This window comes from Streptomyces sp. MGP-P1 (genome assembly GCF_057766565.1).
The window spans coordinates 143,297-158,506 of the sequence record NZ_JBYMEM010000006.1; the positions used below are offsets into that span (position 1 = coordinate 143,297).

15 protein-coding genes are annotated in these 15,210 nt (G+C 72.5%); 7 read left to right on the top strand and 8 right to left on the bottom strand.

Features of this window, described 5'->3' with window-relative positions; genetic code table 11:
- Positions 1-114: 114 nt before the first annotated feature.
- Positions 115-1,074: a DeoR/GlpR family DNA-binding transcription regulator gene (locus AC3CH1_RS16365; protein ID WP_488463620.1), complete on the top strand. Its 960-nt coding sequence runs from the start codon at positions 115-117 to the stop codon at positions 1,072-1,074.
- 253 nt (positions 1,075-1,327) lie between these two features.
- On the opposite strand, the gene AC3CH1_RS16370 is transcribed toward AC3CH1_RS16365, so the two are convergent.
- Positions 1,328-1,870, bottom strand: a complete 543-nt coding sequence (locus AC3CH1_RS16370) for a TetR/AcrR family transcriptional regulator (RefSeq protein ID WP_488464415.1) — start codon at positions 1,868-1,870, stop codon at positions 1,328-1,330.
- 181 nt (positions 1,871-2,051) lie between these two features.
- Positions 2,052-3,806 carry an acetyl/propionyl/methylcrotonyl-CoA carboxylase subunit alpha gene (locus AC3CH1_RS16375; protein ID WP_488463621.1) on the bottom strand — a complete coding sequence of 585 codons (1,755 nt, stop codon included), beginning with the start codon at positions 3,804-3,806 and terminating at the stop codon, positions 2,052-2,054.
- A 354-nt stretch (positions 3,807-4,160) separates the two neighbouring features.
- Here AC3CH1_RS16375 and AC3CH1_RS16380 point away from each other — a divergent pair, with 354 nt between their 5' ends.
- Positions 4,161-4,607 carry a hypothetical protein gene (locus AC3CH1_RS16380; RefSeq protein ID WP_488463622.1) on the top strand — a complete coding sequence of 149 codons (447 nt, stop codon included), beginning with the start codon at positions 4,161-4,163 and terminating at the stop codon, positions 4,605-4,607.
- Between the two features lie 110 nt (positions 4,608-4,717).
- On the opposite strand, the gene AC3CH1_RS16385 is transcribed toward AC3CH1_RS16380, so the two are convergent.
- The 4 genes from AC3CH1_RS16385 to AC3CH1_RS16400 all read right to left on the bottom strand — a co-directional run bounded on the left by AC3CH1_RS16385 (position 4,718) and on the right by AC3CH1_RS16400 (position 7,483).
- Positions 4,718-5,329, bottom strand: coding sequence for a Maf family nucleotide pyrophosphatase (locus tag AC3CH1_RS16385; RefSeq protein WP_018956052.1), 612 nt, complete (start codon positions 5,327-5,329; stop codon positions 4,718-4,720).
- Positions 5,330-5,430: 101 nt separating this feature from the next.
- Positions 5,431-5,559 (bottom strand): morphogenic membrane protein MmpB, encoded by a 129-nt coding sequence (gene mmpB, locus AC3CH1_RS16390; RefSeq protein WP_098018286.1) that lies wholly within the window; start codon positions 5,557-5,559, stop codon positions 5,431-5,433.
- Positions 5,560-5,647: 88 nt separating this feature from the next.
- Positions 5,648-5,854 carry an acyl-CoA carboxylase epsilon subunit gene (locus tag AC3CH1_RS16395; RefSeq protein WP_488463623.1) on the bottom strand — a complete coding sequence of 69 codons (207 nt, stop codon included), beginning with the start codon at positions 5,852-5,854 and terminating at the stop codon, positions 5,648-5,650.
- Between the two features lie 48 nt (positions 5,855-5,902).
- The gene (locus tag AC3CH1_RS16400) at positions 5,903-7,483 is read right to left on the bottom strand and encodes an acyl-CoA carboxylase subunit beta (protein ID WP_488463624.1); all 1,581 of its coding nucleotides are present in this window, start codon (positions 7,481-7,483) and stop codon (positions 5,903-5,905) included.
- Positions 7,484-7,638: 155 nt separating this feature from the next.
- On the opposite strand from AC3CH1_RS16400, the gene AC3CH1_RS16405 reads away from it, so the two are divergent.
- The 4 genes from AC3CH1_RS16405 to AC3CH1_RS16420 all read left to right on the top strand — a co-directional run bounded on the left by AC3CH1_RS16405 (position 7,639) and on the right by AC3CH1_RS16420 (position 12,148).
- A complete protein-coding gene (locus AC3CH1_RS16405) occupies positions 7,639-8,508 on the top strand; it encodes a biotin--[acetyl-CoA-carboxylase] ligase (RefSeq protein ID WP_488463625.1) in 870 nt (289 codons plus the stop codon).
- 178 nt (positions 8,509-8,686) lie between these two features.
- Positions 8,687-9,886 carry an adenylate/guanylate cyclase domain-containing protein gene (locus AC3CH1_RS16410; protein WP_488463626.1) on the top strand — a complete coding sequence of 400 codons (1,200 nt, stop codon included), beginning with the start codon at positions 8,687-8,689 and terminating at the stop codon, positions 9,884-9,886.
- 191 nt (positions 9,887-10,077) lie between these two features.
- Positions 10,078-10,890, top strand: coding sequence for an enoyl-CoA hydratase/isomerase family protein (locus AC3CH1_RS16415; protein WP_488463627.1), 813 nt, complete (start codon positions 10,078-10,080; stop codon positions 10,888-10,890).
- A 103-nt stretch (positions 10,891-10,993) separates the two neighbouring features.
- Positions 10,994-12,148 carry a GGDEF domain-containing protein gene (locus AC3CH1_RS16420; protein ID WP_398069321.1) on the top strand — a complete coding sequence of 385 codons (1,155 nt, stop codon included), beginning with the start codon at positions 10,994-10,996 and terminating at the stop codon, positions 12,146-12,148.
- Between the two features lie 115 nt (positions 12,149-12,263).
- On the opposite strand, the gene AC3CH1_RS16425 is transcribed toward AC3CH1_RS16420, so the two are convergent.
- Entirely contained in the window at positions 12,264-13,001 is a 738-nt protein-coding gene (locus AC3CH1_RS16425) for a translation initiation factor IF-2 (protein ID WP_488463628.1), read from the bottom strand.
- Positions 13,002-13,123: 122 nt separating this feature from the next.
- Here AC3CH1_RS16425 and hutH point away from each other — a divergent pair, with 122 nt between their 5' ends.
- On the top strand, positions 13,124-14,683 hold the full coding sequence (gene hutH / locus AC3CH1_RS16430) for a histidine ammonia-lyase (RefSeq protein WP_488463629.1): 1,560 nt from the start codon (positions 13,124-13,126) through the stop codon (positions 14,681-14,683).
- A gap of 104 nt (positions 14,684-14,787) precedes the next feature.
- Here hutH and AC3CH1_RS16435 read toward each other — a convergent pair whose 3' ends face one another.
- On the bottom strand, positions 14,788-15,102 hold the full coding sequence (locus AC3CH1_RS16435; protein ID WP_488463630.1) for a hypothetical protein: 315 nt from the start codon (positions 15,100-15,102) through the stop codon (positions 14,788-14,790).
- Positions 15,103-15,210 lie beyond the last annotated feature (108 nt).

Consider the following 15,210-nt stretch of genomic DNA (forward strand, 5'->3'; position numbering starts at 1 on the left):
CGCCGAACAGCAAAGGGGTCTCCTATACCACTTGGAGGCCCCTTTGAAGTACAACTTCTGTTATTCGGCGCAAACTGCTGAAAACTCACCGACGGTCAGGTTACTGTCAGTTCCGTGTTCGCTGCAGAACGTCGTCAGTTGATCCTCGAAATGGTGCGTGCCAACGGGGCGGTATCGCTCCGTGAGCTCGCCCGCGTCGTCCAGACCTCCGAAGTGACCGTACGGCGGGACGTGCGGGCACTGGAGGCAGAAGGACTCCTCGACCGCCGGCACGGCGGTGCGGTCTTGCCGGGCGGTTTTACGCGGGAGTCCGGCTTTCCGCAGAAATCCCATCTCTCCACCGCGGAGAAGACTGCCATCGCCGACCTGGCCGCTGGCCTCGTCGGCGAGGGCGAGGCCATTGTGGTCGGCGCCGGCACGACCACGCAGGAGCTGGCCCGTCGGCTCGCGCGGGTCCCGGGTCTGACCGTCGTCACCAACTCCCTGCTGGTGGCCCAGGCGTTGGCCCATGCCAACCGGGTCGAAGTCGTCATGACCGGCGGCACCCTGCGCGGGAGCAACTACGCGCTGGTGGGCAGCGGGGCCGAGCAGTCCCTCCAGGGGCTGCGGGTCTCCCGGGCCTTCATCTCGGGGAGCGGCCTCACGGCGGAGCGTGGCCTGTCCACCTCCAACATGCTCTCGGCCAGCGTCGACCGGGCTCTCGTGCAGGCCGCCGCGGAGGTGGTCGTCCTGGCGGACCACACCAAGCTCGGCTCGGACACCATGTTCCAGACGGTGCCCACGGAGCTGATCACCCGCCTGGTGACGGACGAGCCCCCGCTCCACGACGAGCGGGCCGCCGCCGAGCTCCAGTCCCTGGCGGACCAGGGCGTGGAGATCACGGTGGCCGGTCCGGAGGCGGACGCGTCCGGCGGGGGCAGCCCCCCACCGGGGCGTCAGCCCCGGCGGGACATGCCGCTGCCCGGTCAGCGGCGCACGCAGAACGGCGGTCTCGGGCCGCAGCTCCGCAGCGCTTCCGCGCTGGCGGACGTTCCAGGGGAGCGGGCGCGGGTCGCGGACCTGCGGCGGCGTTAGGCCCTGTCGTCGAACTCCCGTCGTCGCCTGGAGGGCGGCCCTGCGGGGTCAGGTGCGTGCTCTCGGCGTGCCGGGCTCACGTCCTCGTACTGGACGTACTCGGGCGTGTGCCCGGTGCGGCGAGAGTGCGTGCATGGCGCCGCGGGGCAGACGGGAGTTTGACGACAGGGCCTAGGCCCGGGTCGGGGGCGCTGCCCCCGAACCCCCGCTCCCCAAACGCCGGAGAGGCTGGATCTGCCGCCGCAGGAGCCCGCTACTTCAGCCCGCGCAGCGTCAGCCGCAGCAGCCGCTCCGCCAACTCCGGGTCGTCGGGCGACTGCTCGGCCGCCAGCGCGATCGCGTTGGTGAGCTGGAGCAGATCGTCGATCGAGACGTCCGCCCGCACCGACCCGCTCTCCTGGGCCCGGCGCAGCAGGCCCGCGCCCGCCTCCCGGAGCGGCAGGTGGCACTGGACGAGCGCCGAACTCCCGTTGTGGGAGGCGGACATCAGACCGTGGGCCAGGCCTCGGTACTCACCCGCATGAGTGACGATCGCGCCCAGCCAGTCCACCAGCGCCCGGCACGGGGCTTCCGCCGCCGCCAGCTCCCGGGAGCGGTCCAGGAGCGAGCTCAGGGCGTCCTGGAAGACCGCGTTCATCAGGGCGTCCCGGTTCGGGAAGTGCCGGTAGAGGGTGCCGATGCCCACCCCCGCCCGGCGGGCGACGTCCTCCAGCGACGCGTCCGTGCCGTGCTCGGCGAAGGCCCTGCGAGCCTCGCCCACCAGCCGGTCGTGGTTCCGGCGCGCGTCCGCGCGCATCGGCCGGACCGGCGGTTGTGCCGTGCTCGTCCCCATCGGGATCGCCCCTGCCATGGCTTCAGCCCCTCCCCAGGTCCTCGGACCTCGGACCTTCTGTGGGTTCCAGGATGCCACTGCGACGCAGGGGCCCGGCCCGCGTCATCACGACGTGGACCGGGCCCCTGCGGAGCGTGCCGGGCGGTCAGTCCTTGATCTCGCAGATCAGGGCGCCGGAGGTGACCGAGGCGCCGACCTCGGCGCTGAGCCCCTTGACAGTGCCGGAGCGGTGCGCGTTGAGCGGCTGCTCCATCTTCATGGCCTCCAGGACGACGACGAGGTCGCCCTCCTTGACCTCCTGGCCCTCCTCCACCGCGATCTTGACGATGGTGCCCTGCATGGGCGAGGCGAGGCTGTCGCCCGAGGCGGCGGAGCCGGCCTTCTTCGCGGCGCGGCGCTTGGGCTTCGCGCCGGCGGCGAGGCCGGTGCGGGCCAGCGACATGCCCAGCGAGGACGGCAGCGACACCTCCAGGCGCTTGCCGCCGACCTCGACGACGACGGTCTCCCGGCCGGCCTCGTCGTCCGTGTCCGTCTCGGCCGGGGCGGTGAAGGGCTTGATGTCGTTGACGAACTCGGTCTCGATCCACCGGGTGTGGATGGTGAACGGGTCCGCGGTGAAGGCGGGGTCCGCGACGACGGCACGGTGGAAGGGGATGGCGGTGGCCATGCCCTCGACGGTGAACTCGGCGAGCGCGCGGGCGGCGCGCTGGAGCGCCTGCTCGCGGGTCGCGCCGGTCACGATGAGCTTGGCGAGGAGGGAGTCCCAGGCCGGGCCGATGACCGAGCCGGACTCGACGCCCGCGTCGAGGCGGACGCCGGGGCCGGTCGGCGGGGCGAAGGTGGTGACGGTGCCGGGGGCCGGCAGGAAGCCGCGGCCCGGGTCCTCGCCGTTGATACGGAACTCGAAGGAGTGACCGCGCACGGCGGGGTCGCCGTAGCCGAGCTCCTCGCCGTCGGCGATGCGGAACATCTCGCGTACGAGGTCGATGCCCGTGACCTCTTCGGTGACGGGGTGCTCGACCTGGAGACGGGTGTTGACCTCCAGGAAGGAGATCGTGCCGTCGACGCCGACGAGGAACTCGACCGTCCCGGCGCCGACGTAGCCGGCCTCCTTCAGGATGGCCTTGGACGCCGCGTACAGCTCGTCGTTCTGCGCCTGGCTCAGGAACGGGGCCGGGGCCTCCTCCACGAGCTTCTGGTGGCGGCGCTGGAGCGAGCAGTCACGGGTGGAGACGACGACCACGTTGCCGTGGGTGTCGGCCAGGCACTGGGTCTCCACGTGGCGGGGCTTGTCGAGGTAGCGCTCGACGAAGCACTCGCCCCGGCCGAACGCCGCGACGGCCTCGCGGACGGCGGAGTCGTACAGCTCCGGGATCTCCTCCAGGGTGCGGGCCACCTTCAGGCCGCGACCGCCGCCGCCGAAGGCGGCCTTGATCGCGATGGGCAGTCCGTTCTGCTCGGCGAACGTGACGACCTCGTCGGACCCGGAGACCGGGTCCGGGGTGCCGGCCACCAGCGGGGCCCCCGCGCGCTGGGCGATGTGCCGGGCGGCGACCTTGTCGCCCAGGTCACGGATGGCCTGCGGCGGCGGGCCGATCCAGGTCAGCCCCGCGTCCAGGACGGCCTGGGCGAACTCCGCGTTCTCCGACAGGAATCCGTACCCGGGGTGGATCGCGTCCGCCTCCGAGTCCTTGGCGGCCTGCAGCACCTTGGCCATGTCCAGATAGCTGGCGGCCGGGGTGTCACCGCCCAGGGCGAACGCCTCGTCTGCGGCCCGGACATGCAGCGCGTCCCGGTCCGGCTCGGCGTAGACCGCGACGCTCGCGATCCCCGCGTCCCGGCACGCCCGAGCAACGCGGACAGCGATTTCGCCACGGTTGGCGATGAGCACCTTGCGCACGATGACTCCCTCCTCGAAACAAGCTGAGTTTAGGGACTACCGACACGGCTGTACGACCCGTCCCCATTGGTGAGCTTGCCCACACGGAGTGTGATCCGAGGCTTGCCCCAGTAGTGGAATCCCTTGTGGCACCACGGTACGCCGCGATCCTCAACCGCACAGTAACCAGCCGGTGTGGTGCAGGTCTCTGTCTTTAGGGTCAACGCCTCGCAGCATTTCTTTGTGGGGTCCCTACGAACGGTCGAAGGATTCTTTGCCCGGCGCACGGGCCTGTCCGACCCCTTGTCCGAACGAATACCCATGAGTAGGGTCCGCGCTACGCACGTACCGTAGGTAACAGGGGGTGGATCGGTCATGCGCAGACCGGTGGCGATCGTGACCGCGCTCGTACTGTTCGGTGAGGCGGTGGGCATCGTGCTCATCAACGCCGTCCTGGCCACGGTCGCCGAGAACCAGAACATGTCGCTCGCCGGCCTGGACCCGGACGCCATGTCCACCGGCACCTGGGTGATGGGGGTCGTCTCCGGCCTGCTGCTGGTCCTGTGCGGGCTGATCGCCCTGCTGGCCGGGGCCCGCGACCGCGCCCCGGGGCGCTTCGGACGCGTCGCCCTGATCGGCTGCGCGGTCGTGCACGGCGTCCTCGGCGCGGTCACCGTCGGCCTGGTGGGCTGGAGCGCCTTCGCGTTCATGATGCTCGTGCTGGCCCTGCTGGTGCTCACCCTGCTGGCGTACGGGCCCGAGACCCGGGCCGAGGAGGACGGCGTGAGCGACGGGGCGGGCCCGGCGGCCCGGACGGCCTAGGGGTGTTTTCGGCGGGACCGCCGCGGGCCCCCAGCTCCGTGACGGATCACGCCCCCAGCTCCGTGACGCCGTGACGGATCAGGCCCGCAGCTCCGGGACGCCGTGACGGATCAGACCCACAGCTCCGTGACGGAGACGTCCAGCTCGCCCAGCAGTCGGCGCAGCAGCGGCAGCGAGAGCCCGATGACATTGCCGTGATCGCCCTCGATGGAGTCGACGAACGGCGCCGAGCGGCCGTCCAGGGTGAACGCCCCCGCGACGTGGAGCGGTTCGCCCGAGGCCACGTAGGCGGCGACCTCGGCGTCGCTCGGCTCGCCGAACCGTACGACCGTGGATCCCGTCGCCGAGGCCGTACGGCCCGAGGCGGTGTCGATCACGCTGTGCCCGGTCCGCAGGACGCCCGACCGGCCGCGCATCGACTTCCAGCGGGCGGTGGCCTCCTCGGCGTCGGCCGGCTTGCCCAGCGCCTCGCCGTCCAGCTCCAGCACCGAGTCGCAGCCGATGACCAGGGCGCCCGCCGCCTCGGCGCGCTCCGCGACGGCCGCCGCCTTGGCCCGGGCCAGGACGAGCGCCAGCTCGGCGGGGGTCGGTGCGCTCAGGGCGTCCTCGTCCACCCCGCTGACGATCACCTCGGGAGCGAATCCTGCCTGCCGCAGCAGACCGAGACGGGCGGGGGAGGCGGAGGCGAGCACGAGACGGCGCTGATCAGTCATGCGGGCCATCGTAGAAGGGCCCGCGGGGGACGGGCGGCCACGGCCCCGGCTCTCGGAGGGCGACGGGCGGCCGGGACCCGGGCGGACGCGACCCCGCCCACGCCGCTCTCTCAGCGGATGCCGAGGACGAACATCGCCACCAGCATCGCCAGCGCCAGCAGGACGCCCGCTCTGCGCATCATGGCCTGGGCGTCGCGCAGTTCCTTCGGAGGCTTGTTCTCGGGGTCGGACCACAGCATGCTCCCGATCCTGCTGCGCCGCCCGCCCCTACGCCTGAGTACGGGTACTCAAAGCCGCCCCCGCGCCGGCGGGGGCGGCTTCGCGCGCTCAGGCCGGCCAGTACGTCCGGGCCCAGGCCCGGGGGCCCGGACGCGGGCTGCCGCCGCGGGCGATGCGCCCCGGGTCGGACCACTGCTCGGGCGGCAGCGGAGCGCCGGACGAGACGGCGGACGCCGCCGCGGCGCGCGCCCGGACCACCGCCAGAGCGGCGGCCAGCTCCTCCGGGGTCGGGTTGCCCCGTACGACCTTGATCATGGGCAGGCCTTTCTGGGAACGGGCGAACGGGCGAACGTACGGCTGCGGCTAGAGCGGGATGTTGCCGTGCTTCTTCGGAGGCAGTGACTCCCGCTTCGTCCGCAGCTGACGCAGTCCCTTGACGATGTGGGCCCGGGTGTCGGACGGCATGACGACCGCGTCGACGTAGCCGCGCTCGGCCGCCACGTACGGGTTGAGCAGCGCGTTCTCGTAGTCCGTCATCAGCTCGGCCCGCGTCGCGTCCGGGTCGTCGGCGGCCGCGATGGTGCGGCGGTGCAGGATGTTCACCGCGCCCTGGGCGCCCATGACGGCGATCTGGGCGGTCGGCCAGGCGAGGTTCAGGTCGGCGCCCAGGTGCTTGGAGCCCATCACGTCGTACGCGCCGCCGAACGCCTTGCGGGTGATGACGGTGATCAGCGGGACCGTCGCCTCCGCGTAGGCGTAGATCAGCTTCGCGCCGCGCCGGATGATGCCGCCGTACTCCTGGTCCACGCCCGGCAGGAAGCCCGGCACGTCCACGAAGGTGATGACGGGGACGTTGAACGCGTCGCACGTGCGGACGAAGCGGGCTGCCTTCTCGCTGGCGTTGATGTCCAGGCAGCCGGCGAACTGCATCGGCTGGTTGGCGACGATGCCGACCGGGTGGCCCTCGACCCGGCCGAAGCCGGTGATGATGTTCGGCGCGAACAGGGCCTGGGTCTCCAGGAACTCGCCGTCGTCCAGCACGTGCTCGATCGCGGTGTGCATGTCGTACGGCTGGTTCGCCGAGTCCGGGATGAGCGTGTCCAGCTCGCGGTCCTCGTCGGTGGTGGCGAGGTCCGCCTCCTCCGGGAAGACCGGGGCCTCGGAGAGGTTGTTCGACGGGAGGTAGGACAGCAGCGACTTGACGTACTCGATGGCGTCCTTCTCGTCGCCCGCCATGTGGTGCGCCACCCCGGAGGTGGTGTTGTGCGTACGGGCGCCGCCCAGCTCCTCGAAGCCGACGTCCTCGCCGGTGACCGTCTTGATGACGTCGGGACCGGTGATGAACATGTGCGACGTCTGGTCGACCATCACCGTGAAGTCGGTGATCGCGGGCGAGTAGACCGCACCGCCCGCGCACGGGCCGACGATCAGCGAGATCTGCGGGATCACCCCGGAGGCGTGCACGTTGCGGCGGAAGATCTCGGCGAACAGGCCGAGCGCGACGACGCCTTCCTGGATCCGCGCGCCGCCGCCGTCGTTGATGCCGATGACCGGACAGCCGGTCTTCAGCGCGAAGTCCATGACCTTGACGATCTTCTCGCCGTAGACCTCGCCGAGTGAACCGCCGAAGATCGTGAAGTCCTGCGAGTACACGCAGACCGGGCGGCCGTCGACCGTGCCGTAACCGGTGACGACACCGTCCCCGTACGGGCGGTTCTTCTCGATGCCGAAGTTGGTGGAGCGGTGCCGGGCGAACTCGTCGAGCTCCACGAAGGAGCCCTCGTCCAGCAGCAGCTCGACGCGCTCACGGGCCGTCAGCTTGCCCTTGGCGTGCTGCTTCTCGACCGCGCGGGCCGAACCGGCGTGCGTCGCCTCGTCGATGCGGCGCGTCAGGTCCGCGAGCTTGCCCGCGGTGGTGTGGATGTCGCTTAGCGGCTCGGACATCGGGGGGCGGCTCCCTGCCTGGTCACGGGGACGACGTCTGGCACCGGTCACGGGGGGACGGCCAGCCGTCAGTCCGGCTCTGGCTACTGACTCGTAGGGTATCGGCGCGCCTCCGGAAAGGCAGTGCGTCCTTTGCCACACCTAGGCTGGGTTGCATGACACCCCCGGATGCGCCACACAACCGCTGGTCGGACCTCGACCGGCCGCCCCTCAACGTGACCGCGCTGCGGCGCGGACTGCTGCGGCCGGACGCGTTGTGGACGTCGCTGGAGGTCGTGGAGTCCACCGGATCCACCAACACCGACCTCGCCGGGCGGGCCCGTGCCGGGGCGGCGGGCGAGGGCACGGTGCTGGTCGCCGAGGAGCAGACCGCCGGGCGCGGACGGCTGGAGCGGACCTGGACCGCACCGCCCCGCTCCGGGCTGTTCTTCTCGGTCCACCTGGAGCCCGGCGACATCCCCGTGGAGCGGTGGGGGTGGGTCCCGCTGCTGGCCGGGGTCGCCGCCGCGACCGGGCTCGCGAAGTCGGCGGGTGTCGACATGTCGCTGAAGTGGCCCAACGACCTGCTGGTCTCGGTGGAAGGGGAGGAACGCAAGACGGGCGGCATCCTCGGCGAGTTCGCCGGGGACGGCATCGTCGTCGGCCTGGGCATCAACGTCTCGCTCCGCGCCGACGAGCTGCCCGCCCCCACCGCCGGGTCGCTGGCGCTCGCCGGTGCGGTCTCCACCGACCGCGAGACCCTGCTGCGCGCCGTCCTGCGCTCGCTGGAGGAATGGTACGGCCGGTGGAAGGCGGCGGACGGCGACGCGGCCGCGAGCGGGCTCCAGGCCGCCTACGCGGCAGGCTGCGCGACGCTGGACCGGACCGTGCGGGCGGAGCTGCCGGGGGGTACGTCCCTGATCGGCGAGGCGGTCGCGATCGACGGGGACGGGCGTCTCGTCCTCTCCACCGAGGGTGGTCTCCAGCGGCCGGTGTCGGCCGGGGACGTCGTCCACCTGCGGGGCGCCGCGGGCGGCCTGACCTGACCGGCCGGGTGCCCCCGGCGGGCGTACCGGTGGATACCGCGTATGCCTGAGATGTCACGCGCGACGCACCGATGACGGACAACCAAGGACGTGAGCTGGGGCACACCTGCCGTATCGTTGAGGCGATCCAGCGACAGATCGGCAGGGCAGTGCGCAGGGAACGGGCAGGAGGCGGCTGGTGACCGTCGGCGACACGACGTCCGGCGCGGGTGAGGAGCCCGGGTCGGACTCCTCGGTCCACGCCACACCCCACCACGAGGTCGACCACACGGTGGAACCGACCGACGACCCCCTCGCCATCCGCCTCGAAGCGCTGATCCTGGGGGCCGACCGGCGTTACACGCCCTTCCAGGCGGCGCGCACCGCCGGGGTCTCCATGGACCTGGCCTCCCGGTTCTGGCGGGCCATGGGCTTCGCCGACATCGGCCAGGCCAAGGCGCTCACCGAGGCCGACGTGCTCGCCCTGCGGCGGCTCGCCGGTCTCGTCGAGGCGGGGCTGCTCAGCGAGCCGATGGCGATCCAGGTGGCACGCTCCACCGGGCAGACCACCGCCCGGCTGGCCGAGTGGCAGATCGACTCGTTCCTGGAGGGGCTGACCGAGCCGCCCGAGCCCGGCATGACCCGCACCGAGGTCACGTATCCGCTGGTCGAGCTGCTGCTCCCGGAGCTCCAGGAGTTCCTCGTCTACGTGTGGCGGCGCCAGCTCGCCGCCGCGACCGGCCGCGTCGTGCAGGCCGCAGACGACGAGGAGATGGTCGATCGGCGGCTCGCCGTCGGCTTCGCCGACCTGGTCGGCTTCACCCGGCTGACCCGACGACTGGAGGAGGAGGAGCTCGGCGAACTGGTCGAGTCCTTCGAGACGACCGCCGCCGACCTGGTCGCCGCGCACGGCGGCCGGCTCATCAAGACCCTCGGCGACGAGGTCCTCTTCGCCGCCGACGACGCGGGCACCGCCGCCGAGATAGCGCTCCGGCTGATCGAGGCCATGTCCCAGGACGAGACGATGCCCGCCCTGCGCGTCGGCATCGCCTTCGGCACGGTCACCACCCGGATGGGCGATGTCTTCGGCACCACGGTGAACCTCGCCAGCCGGCTCACCTCGATAGCGCCGAAGGACGCCGTCCTGGTCGACGGGGCATTCGCCAAGGAGCTGGTCCGGCACGGCGATGCCCCGGAGTCCGAGGCGCAGGCAGCCGAGGCCGTCGCGGCCGTGGCCGAACGAGCCCGGGTCGCCGAGAAGGAGGGCCTGGAGCCCGACGACGAGCCGCCGCTGCCGACGTACCGCTTCGGGCTCCAGCCGATGTGGCAGCGCCCGGTGCGCGGGCTCGGTGTGGTGGAGCCGTGGCTGCTGGCCCGGCGGGGGAAGACCGGCTCCTGAGGGCGGCCGCCCCTCCGTCCCGCCCCTCCGCCTCTGCCGTCCCGCCTCTGCCGTCACGCCTCCGTCGTCGCGCCCGTCTTCCGGTCGTTGCGTCCCCGTCGCCGTCCCGGCCTGTCGGGGGCGGGCACCACCTGTCTAGGATCCGTGACGGTAACGCTCGTTAACAGACCGTCCATGACAGGGGAGCAGCCATGACCGTCACGTCCGAGCAGCGGTTCGGGGAGTTCGTCGTCGTACGACGGCACGAGGGGCAGGGTCACGTCGCCGAGCTGGTCCTCGACCGGCCCAAGGCCATGAACGCCGTCTCCACCGACATGGCCCGCTCCATCGCCGCCGCCTGCGACGCACTCGGCGCCGACCGGGACGTCCGGGCCACCGTCCTGACCTCCAGCCACGAGCGGGCCTTCTGTGTGGGCGCGGATCTCAAGGAGCGCAACTCCTTCACCGACGCCGACCTCGTACGCCAGCGGCCCACCGCCCGCGCCGCCTACACCGGGGTCTTGGAGCTGCCGATGCCGGTGATCGCCGCCGTGCACGGCTTCGCCCTCGGCGGCGGCTTCGAACTCGCCCTCGCCTGCGATGTGATCGTCGCCGACACCACCGCCGTGGTCGGGCTGCCCGAGGTGTCCGTGGGCGTGATCCCGGGCGGCGGCGGTACGCAGCTGCTGCCGCGCCGGGTGGGGGCGGCGCGCGCCGCCGAGCTGGTGTTCAGCGCCCGCCGCGTCGAGGCCGCCGACGCCCGCGAGCTGGGGCTGGTCGACGAGCTGGTCGAGGCGGGCCGGGACCGTGCGGAGGCCCTCGCGCTGGGCGGCCGGATCGCCGCCAACTCGCCGGTCGGGCTGCGTGCGGCCAAGAAGGCGCTCCGGCTGGGGCAGGGGCTCGATCTGCGGGCGGGCCTGGAGGTGGAGGACGCGGCCTGGCGGTCGGTGGCCTTCTCCGGGGACCGGGCGGAGGGGGTGGCCGCGTTCAACGAGAAGCGGCGCCCCGACTGGCCCGGTGAGTGACCGGAATGCCTGCTACGCGGAGTGAGTGCCCGTCCGGAAAATAGTTGAAATTAGTTACGCTTCAAACTGATCAAAAAGGAACAAATCTACATAAGCTGTAGCAATGGGTGGTGACGATGAGCGGCTGCGGGCCGTGGTTTCGCTTGCGCAGACCATGGCCGCGGCCTACACGCCGCGTGAATCGTGGCGGGCGGCGGCGCTGGGCGCCTGTGAGGCGCTGAGCGGCAGTTTCGCCGCGCTCTCCGTGTGGGAGCGGGACCGGGGCAGACTGCGGGTGCTGGTGAACGCGGGCCAACGGGCCGAGGGGGAGGAGGAGTTCCCCGAGGAGGAGGCCTACCCGGTCCATGAGTTCCCGGAGATCACCGAATTCCTGCACGAGCGCTGGGCGGGCGGCGGTGAACCCGACGCCTGGGTGGAGACCGCCGACGGGCAGCCCGGTGCGGGCGGCCCGGCGCGTGGCGCCCGCCCGTACTGCCACCAGCGGGTCGCGGCGCTCCGGCGGCGGGGCCGGGGCTGCTGCGTGGTCGCGCCGATCGTGCTGCACGGCCGGGCGTGGGGCGAGCTGTATGTGGCGCGACCGGCCGGGCAGCCCGTCTTCGACCGGGCCGACGCCAACTTCGCGACCGTGCTCGCCGCCGTCGTGGCCTCCGGGATCGCCCAGACCGAGCGCCTGGAGGAGGTCCGCAAGCTGGCCTTCACCGACCCGCTGACCGGTCTGGCGAACCGCCGCGCGGTCGATATCCGGCTCGACGAGGCCGTCGAGCGGCACCGTGTCGACGACACGGTCGTCAGCCTCGTCGTCTGCGATCTGAACGGCCTCAAGGCGGTGAACGACACCCACGGCCACGCCGTCGGCGACCGCCTGCTGGAACGTTTCGGCTCCGTGCTGTCGTTGTGCGGCGCGATGCTGCCGGAGGCGCTGGCGGCCCGGCTCGGCGGCGATGAGTTCTGCCTGCTGGCGGCTGGCCCCCCGGCCGACGCGGTGGTCGGCGTCGCCACCGAGCTGTGCGACCGGGCGGCGGTGATCGAGCTGGGCGACGGGGTCGCCTGCGGGGTCGCCTCCACCGGTGACCCGATCGGCCCGGTGCGCTCGGCCCGCAGGCTCTTCCGGCTCGCGGACGCCGCGCAGTACCGGGCCAAGGCCGCCCGCTCGCCGGGCCCGGTGGTGGCCGGGCGGGACGGCGAGGTCATCCGGCTCGCGGACTCCCCGCCGAAGTCCGCGCACGACCGGCGCAGGCTGCGCGGCAACAGGCCGTGACCCCGGGTGTGCCGCCGCGTTCGAGCTGAGCGCGGGCGCGTGCCCCGGCGAGGTGGCGCATCGGGTCTCGGCGTGTGGTGGTGCGTCGGTCCCAGCGTGTGGTGGGTGTCGGGCCTCAGTGCGGTGGCGGCATCCGGTCCAGGGCGTTCTGGACGGTGCAGCCGCCCTCTCCGCGCATCCGCTGTATCCGGGACGGCACCCACACCTCGGTGGCGCCCGGGCTCACCCGGCCGAGGAGGCAGTCCTGCGGGTCGTAGCCGTTGCCCTCCACCGACAGGAGGACACCGACCCGGTCGGCGCCCGCCTTCACCTCGGTACGGATCGCCTCGTCCAGGTCCAGCGCGGCGACCGCCCGGCGCACCTCTGCCTCGTCCACCCGGCCGCCCTCCGGCACCCGGGGGAGCTTTGCGCGCAGCTCCTCGTACGGCAGCGCGGGCGGTTCGGGCGGCGGGGCGAAGGTCATAGGGGGGCCGTCCGGGCAGTCCACGTCACGCGGGTCCTCGCGCCACTGCGACTCCGGCGACACCCGGACCGCGAAACAGCGCCGCACGGTGACCGGCTGGGGGTCGAACTTCTGGTCGTACGCCGTGCCGGACGTGCGGACGACCAGCTCGATGCCGTCCCCCTCACGGGTCGAGGCGCCCTTCACCCGCAGTACCTCCACCCCCTCGATGCCGGAGGCGATGTACCCGACCTCCTCCGCCGTGCGCGGACGCTGACCGTAGAGCCGCTCGCCCGCCTTCCTGGCCACGTCCCGCGCGGAGTCCGTGGCCTCGCCCTCGGAGGACTGGAGCATTCCGCATCCGGCGGCGGAGAACAGCAACAACGGGGCGAGCAGCAGGAGTCGACGCATGCGTGCAGCCTCCCGGCAGCGCGCGCGACGGGCAAGCCGCTCACGTACGCACGTTGTCCCGTAAGGGGCCCTGCGCGGCACCACTAGTGACATGAAGGCTTTCAATACGTACGCTGCTGAATATGGATATGCACACTGTTGTGGTGGGGACGTCCGGAACCACCGCCGAGGACGTCGTCGCCGTGGCCCGCCACGACGCCCGGGTCGAGCTCTCCGCCGCCGCCGTGGAGGCCCTGTCCGCCGCCCGTCTCATCGTGGACGCGCTCGCCGCCAAGCCCGAGCCGGTCTACGGCGTCTCCACCGGCTTCGGCGCCCTCGCCAGCCGCCACATCGGCCCGGAACTACGAGCGCGGCTCCAGCGCAACATCGTCCGCTCCCACGCGGCCGGCATGGGCCCCCGCGTCGAGCGTGAGGTCGTCCGCGCGCTGATGTTCCTCCGGCTCAAGACGGTCGCCTCGGGCCACACCGGCGTGCGCCCCGAGGTCGCGCAGACCATGGCCGACGTGCTGAACGCGGGCATCACGCCCGTCGTCCACGAATACGGCTCGCTCGGCTGCTCCGGCGACCTCGCCCCGCTCTCGCACTGCGCGCTCACCCTGATGGGCGAGGGCGACGCGGAGGGGCCCGACGGCACCGTCGGCCCCGCCGGCGAGCTCCTCGCCGCGCACGGCATCACCCCGGTCGAGCTCCGCGAGAAGGAGGGCCTGGCCCTCCTCAACGGCACCGACGGCATGCTCGGCATGCTGGTCATGGCCCTCGCCGACCTGAAGAACCTCTACACCTCGGCCGACATCACCGCCGCCCTCTCCCTGGAGGCCCTGCTCGGCACGGACAAGGTCCTCGCCCCCGAGCTGCACGCCATCCGCCCGCACCCCGGCCAGGGTGTGAGCGCTGACAACATGCTGCGGGTGCTGGCCGGGTCGGGGCAGACGGGGCGGCACGCCGACATCACAGGCGACGCACCCCGGGTCCAGGACGCCTACTCGGTGCGCTGCGCCCCCCAGGTCAACGGCGCGGGCCGCGACACCCTCGACTACGCGGCCGTGGTCGCGGGCCGCGAACTGGCCTCCTCCGTCGACAACCCGGTGGTCCTGCCCGACGGCAGGGTGGAGTCCAACGGCAACTTCCACGGCGCGCCCGTCGCGTACGTCCTGGACTTCCTCGCGATCGTCGCCGCCGACCTCGGCTCGATCTGCGAACGCCGCACCGACCGGCTGCTCGACAAGAACCGCTCGCACGGTCTGCCGCCGTTCCTCGCGGACGACGCCGGGGTCGACTCGGGCCTGATGATCGCCCAGTACACCCAGGCCGCCCTGGTCAGCGAGATGAAGCGGCTCGCGGTGCCCGCCTCCGCCGACTCCATCCCGTCCTCCGCGATGCAGGAGGACCACGTCTCCATGGGCTGGTCCGCCGCGCGCAAACTCCGTACGGCCGTGGACAACCTGGCCCGGATCGTCGCCGTCGAGCTGTACGCCGCGACCCGCGCCGTCGAGATCCGCGCCGCCCAGGGCCTGCCCCCCGCCCCCGCCTCGCAGGCGGCCGTGGACGCGCTGCGGGCCGCCGGCGCCGAGGGCCCGGGCCCGGACCGCTTCCTCGCGCCGGACCTGGCCGCCGCCGACGCGTTCGTACGGGAGGGGCGCCTGGTCGCGGCCGTGGAGCCGGTCACGGGGCCGCTGGCCTGAGCCGACCCCGTACGTACGTGTGCACGGAAGAGGCCGTGACGTGCGCACGCAAGAGAGGGCCCCGCGCCATCGTCGCGGGGCCCTCTCGTGTACGTACGGAATGCTCAGAGCGCCGGGCGCGCCCCGGACCCGGCGCGGCGCACCGAGTACGTGACGAAGCCCGCGCCGAGGCCCAACAGGGCTGTGCCGCCGATGAGATACGGCGTGATGTCCGGGCCCGCCCCGGTGTCGGCGAGGAGCGCGCCGGAGGCGTCGTCGGGGCTCCCGGCGGGCTCTTCGGCGGCTCGGTCGGACGCGGCGGCAGGGGTGCCCTGAATGCCTCTCTCGCCGGTCGCGTTGGCCGACGGGACGAACCAGAGAGCGGCCAGCAGTGTGCCTGCGGCGGTGGCGGTCAGCAGTGTGCGACGAGTGACGGACACAGATTCGATCCCCTTGCGACAACCATGAGTTAGCCCCGTGGGCCGATGCTAAGCAAAGCAGCGGGTCGGTGGAAAGTCGCGGCCGCGCCGGGCCTTACGCTCCGGCCT

Coding starts and splice junctions, on each gene's coding strand:
- AC3CH1_RS16370 (WP_488464415.1), bottom strand. CDS start 1,870: ATGCGCGCGGACGCGCGCCGGAACCACGACCGGCTGGTGGGCGAGGCT.
- AC3CH1_RS16380 (WP_488463622.1), top strand. CDS start 4,161: ATGCGCAGACCGGTGGCGATCGTGACCGCGCTCGTACTGTTCGGTGAG.
- AC3CH1_RS16385 (WP_018956052.1), bottom strand. CDS start 5,329: ATGGCCCGCATGACTGATCAGCGCCGTCTCGTGCTCGCCTCCGCCTCC.
- mmpB (WP_098018286.1), bottom strand. CDS start 5,559: ATGCTGTGGTCCGACCCCGAGAACAAGCCTCCGAAGGAACTGCGCGAC.
- AC3CH1_RS16395 (WP_488463623.1), bottom strand. CDS start 5,854: ATGATCAAGGTCGTACGGGGCAACCCGACCCCGGAGGAGCTGGCCGCC.
- AC3CH1_RS16400 (WP_488463624.1), bottom strand. CDS start 7,483: ATGTCCGAGCCGCTAAGCGACATCCACACCACCGCGGGCAAGCTCGCG.
- AC3CH1_RS16405 (WP_488463625.1), top strand. CDS start 7,639: ATGACACCCCCGGATGCGCCACACAACCGCTGGTCGGACCTCGACCGG.
- AC3CH1_RS16415 (WP_488463627.1), top strand. CDS start 10,078: ATGACCGTCACGTCCGAGCAGCGGTTCGGGGAGTTCGTCGTCGTACGA.
- AC3CH1_RS16420 (WP_398069321.1), top strand. CDS start 10,994: ATGGGTGGTGACGATGAGCGGCTGCGGGCCGTGGTTTCGCTTGCGCAG.
- AC3CH1_RS16425 (WP_488463628.1), bottom strand. CDS start 13,001: ATGCGTCGACTCCTGCTGCTCGCCCCGTTGTTGCTGTTCTCCGCCGCC.
- hutH (WP_488463629.1), top strand. CDS start 13,124: ATGGATATGCACACTGTTGTGGTGGGGACGTCCGGAACCACCGCCGAG.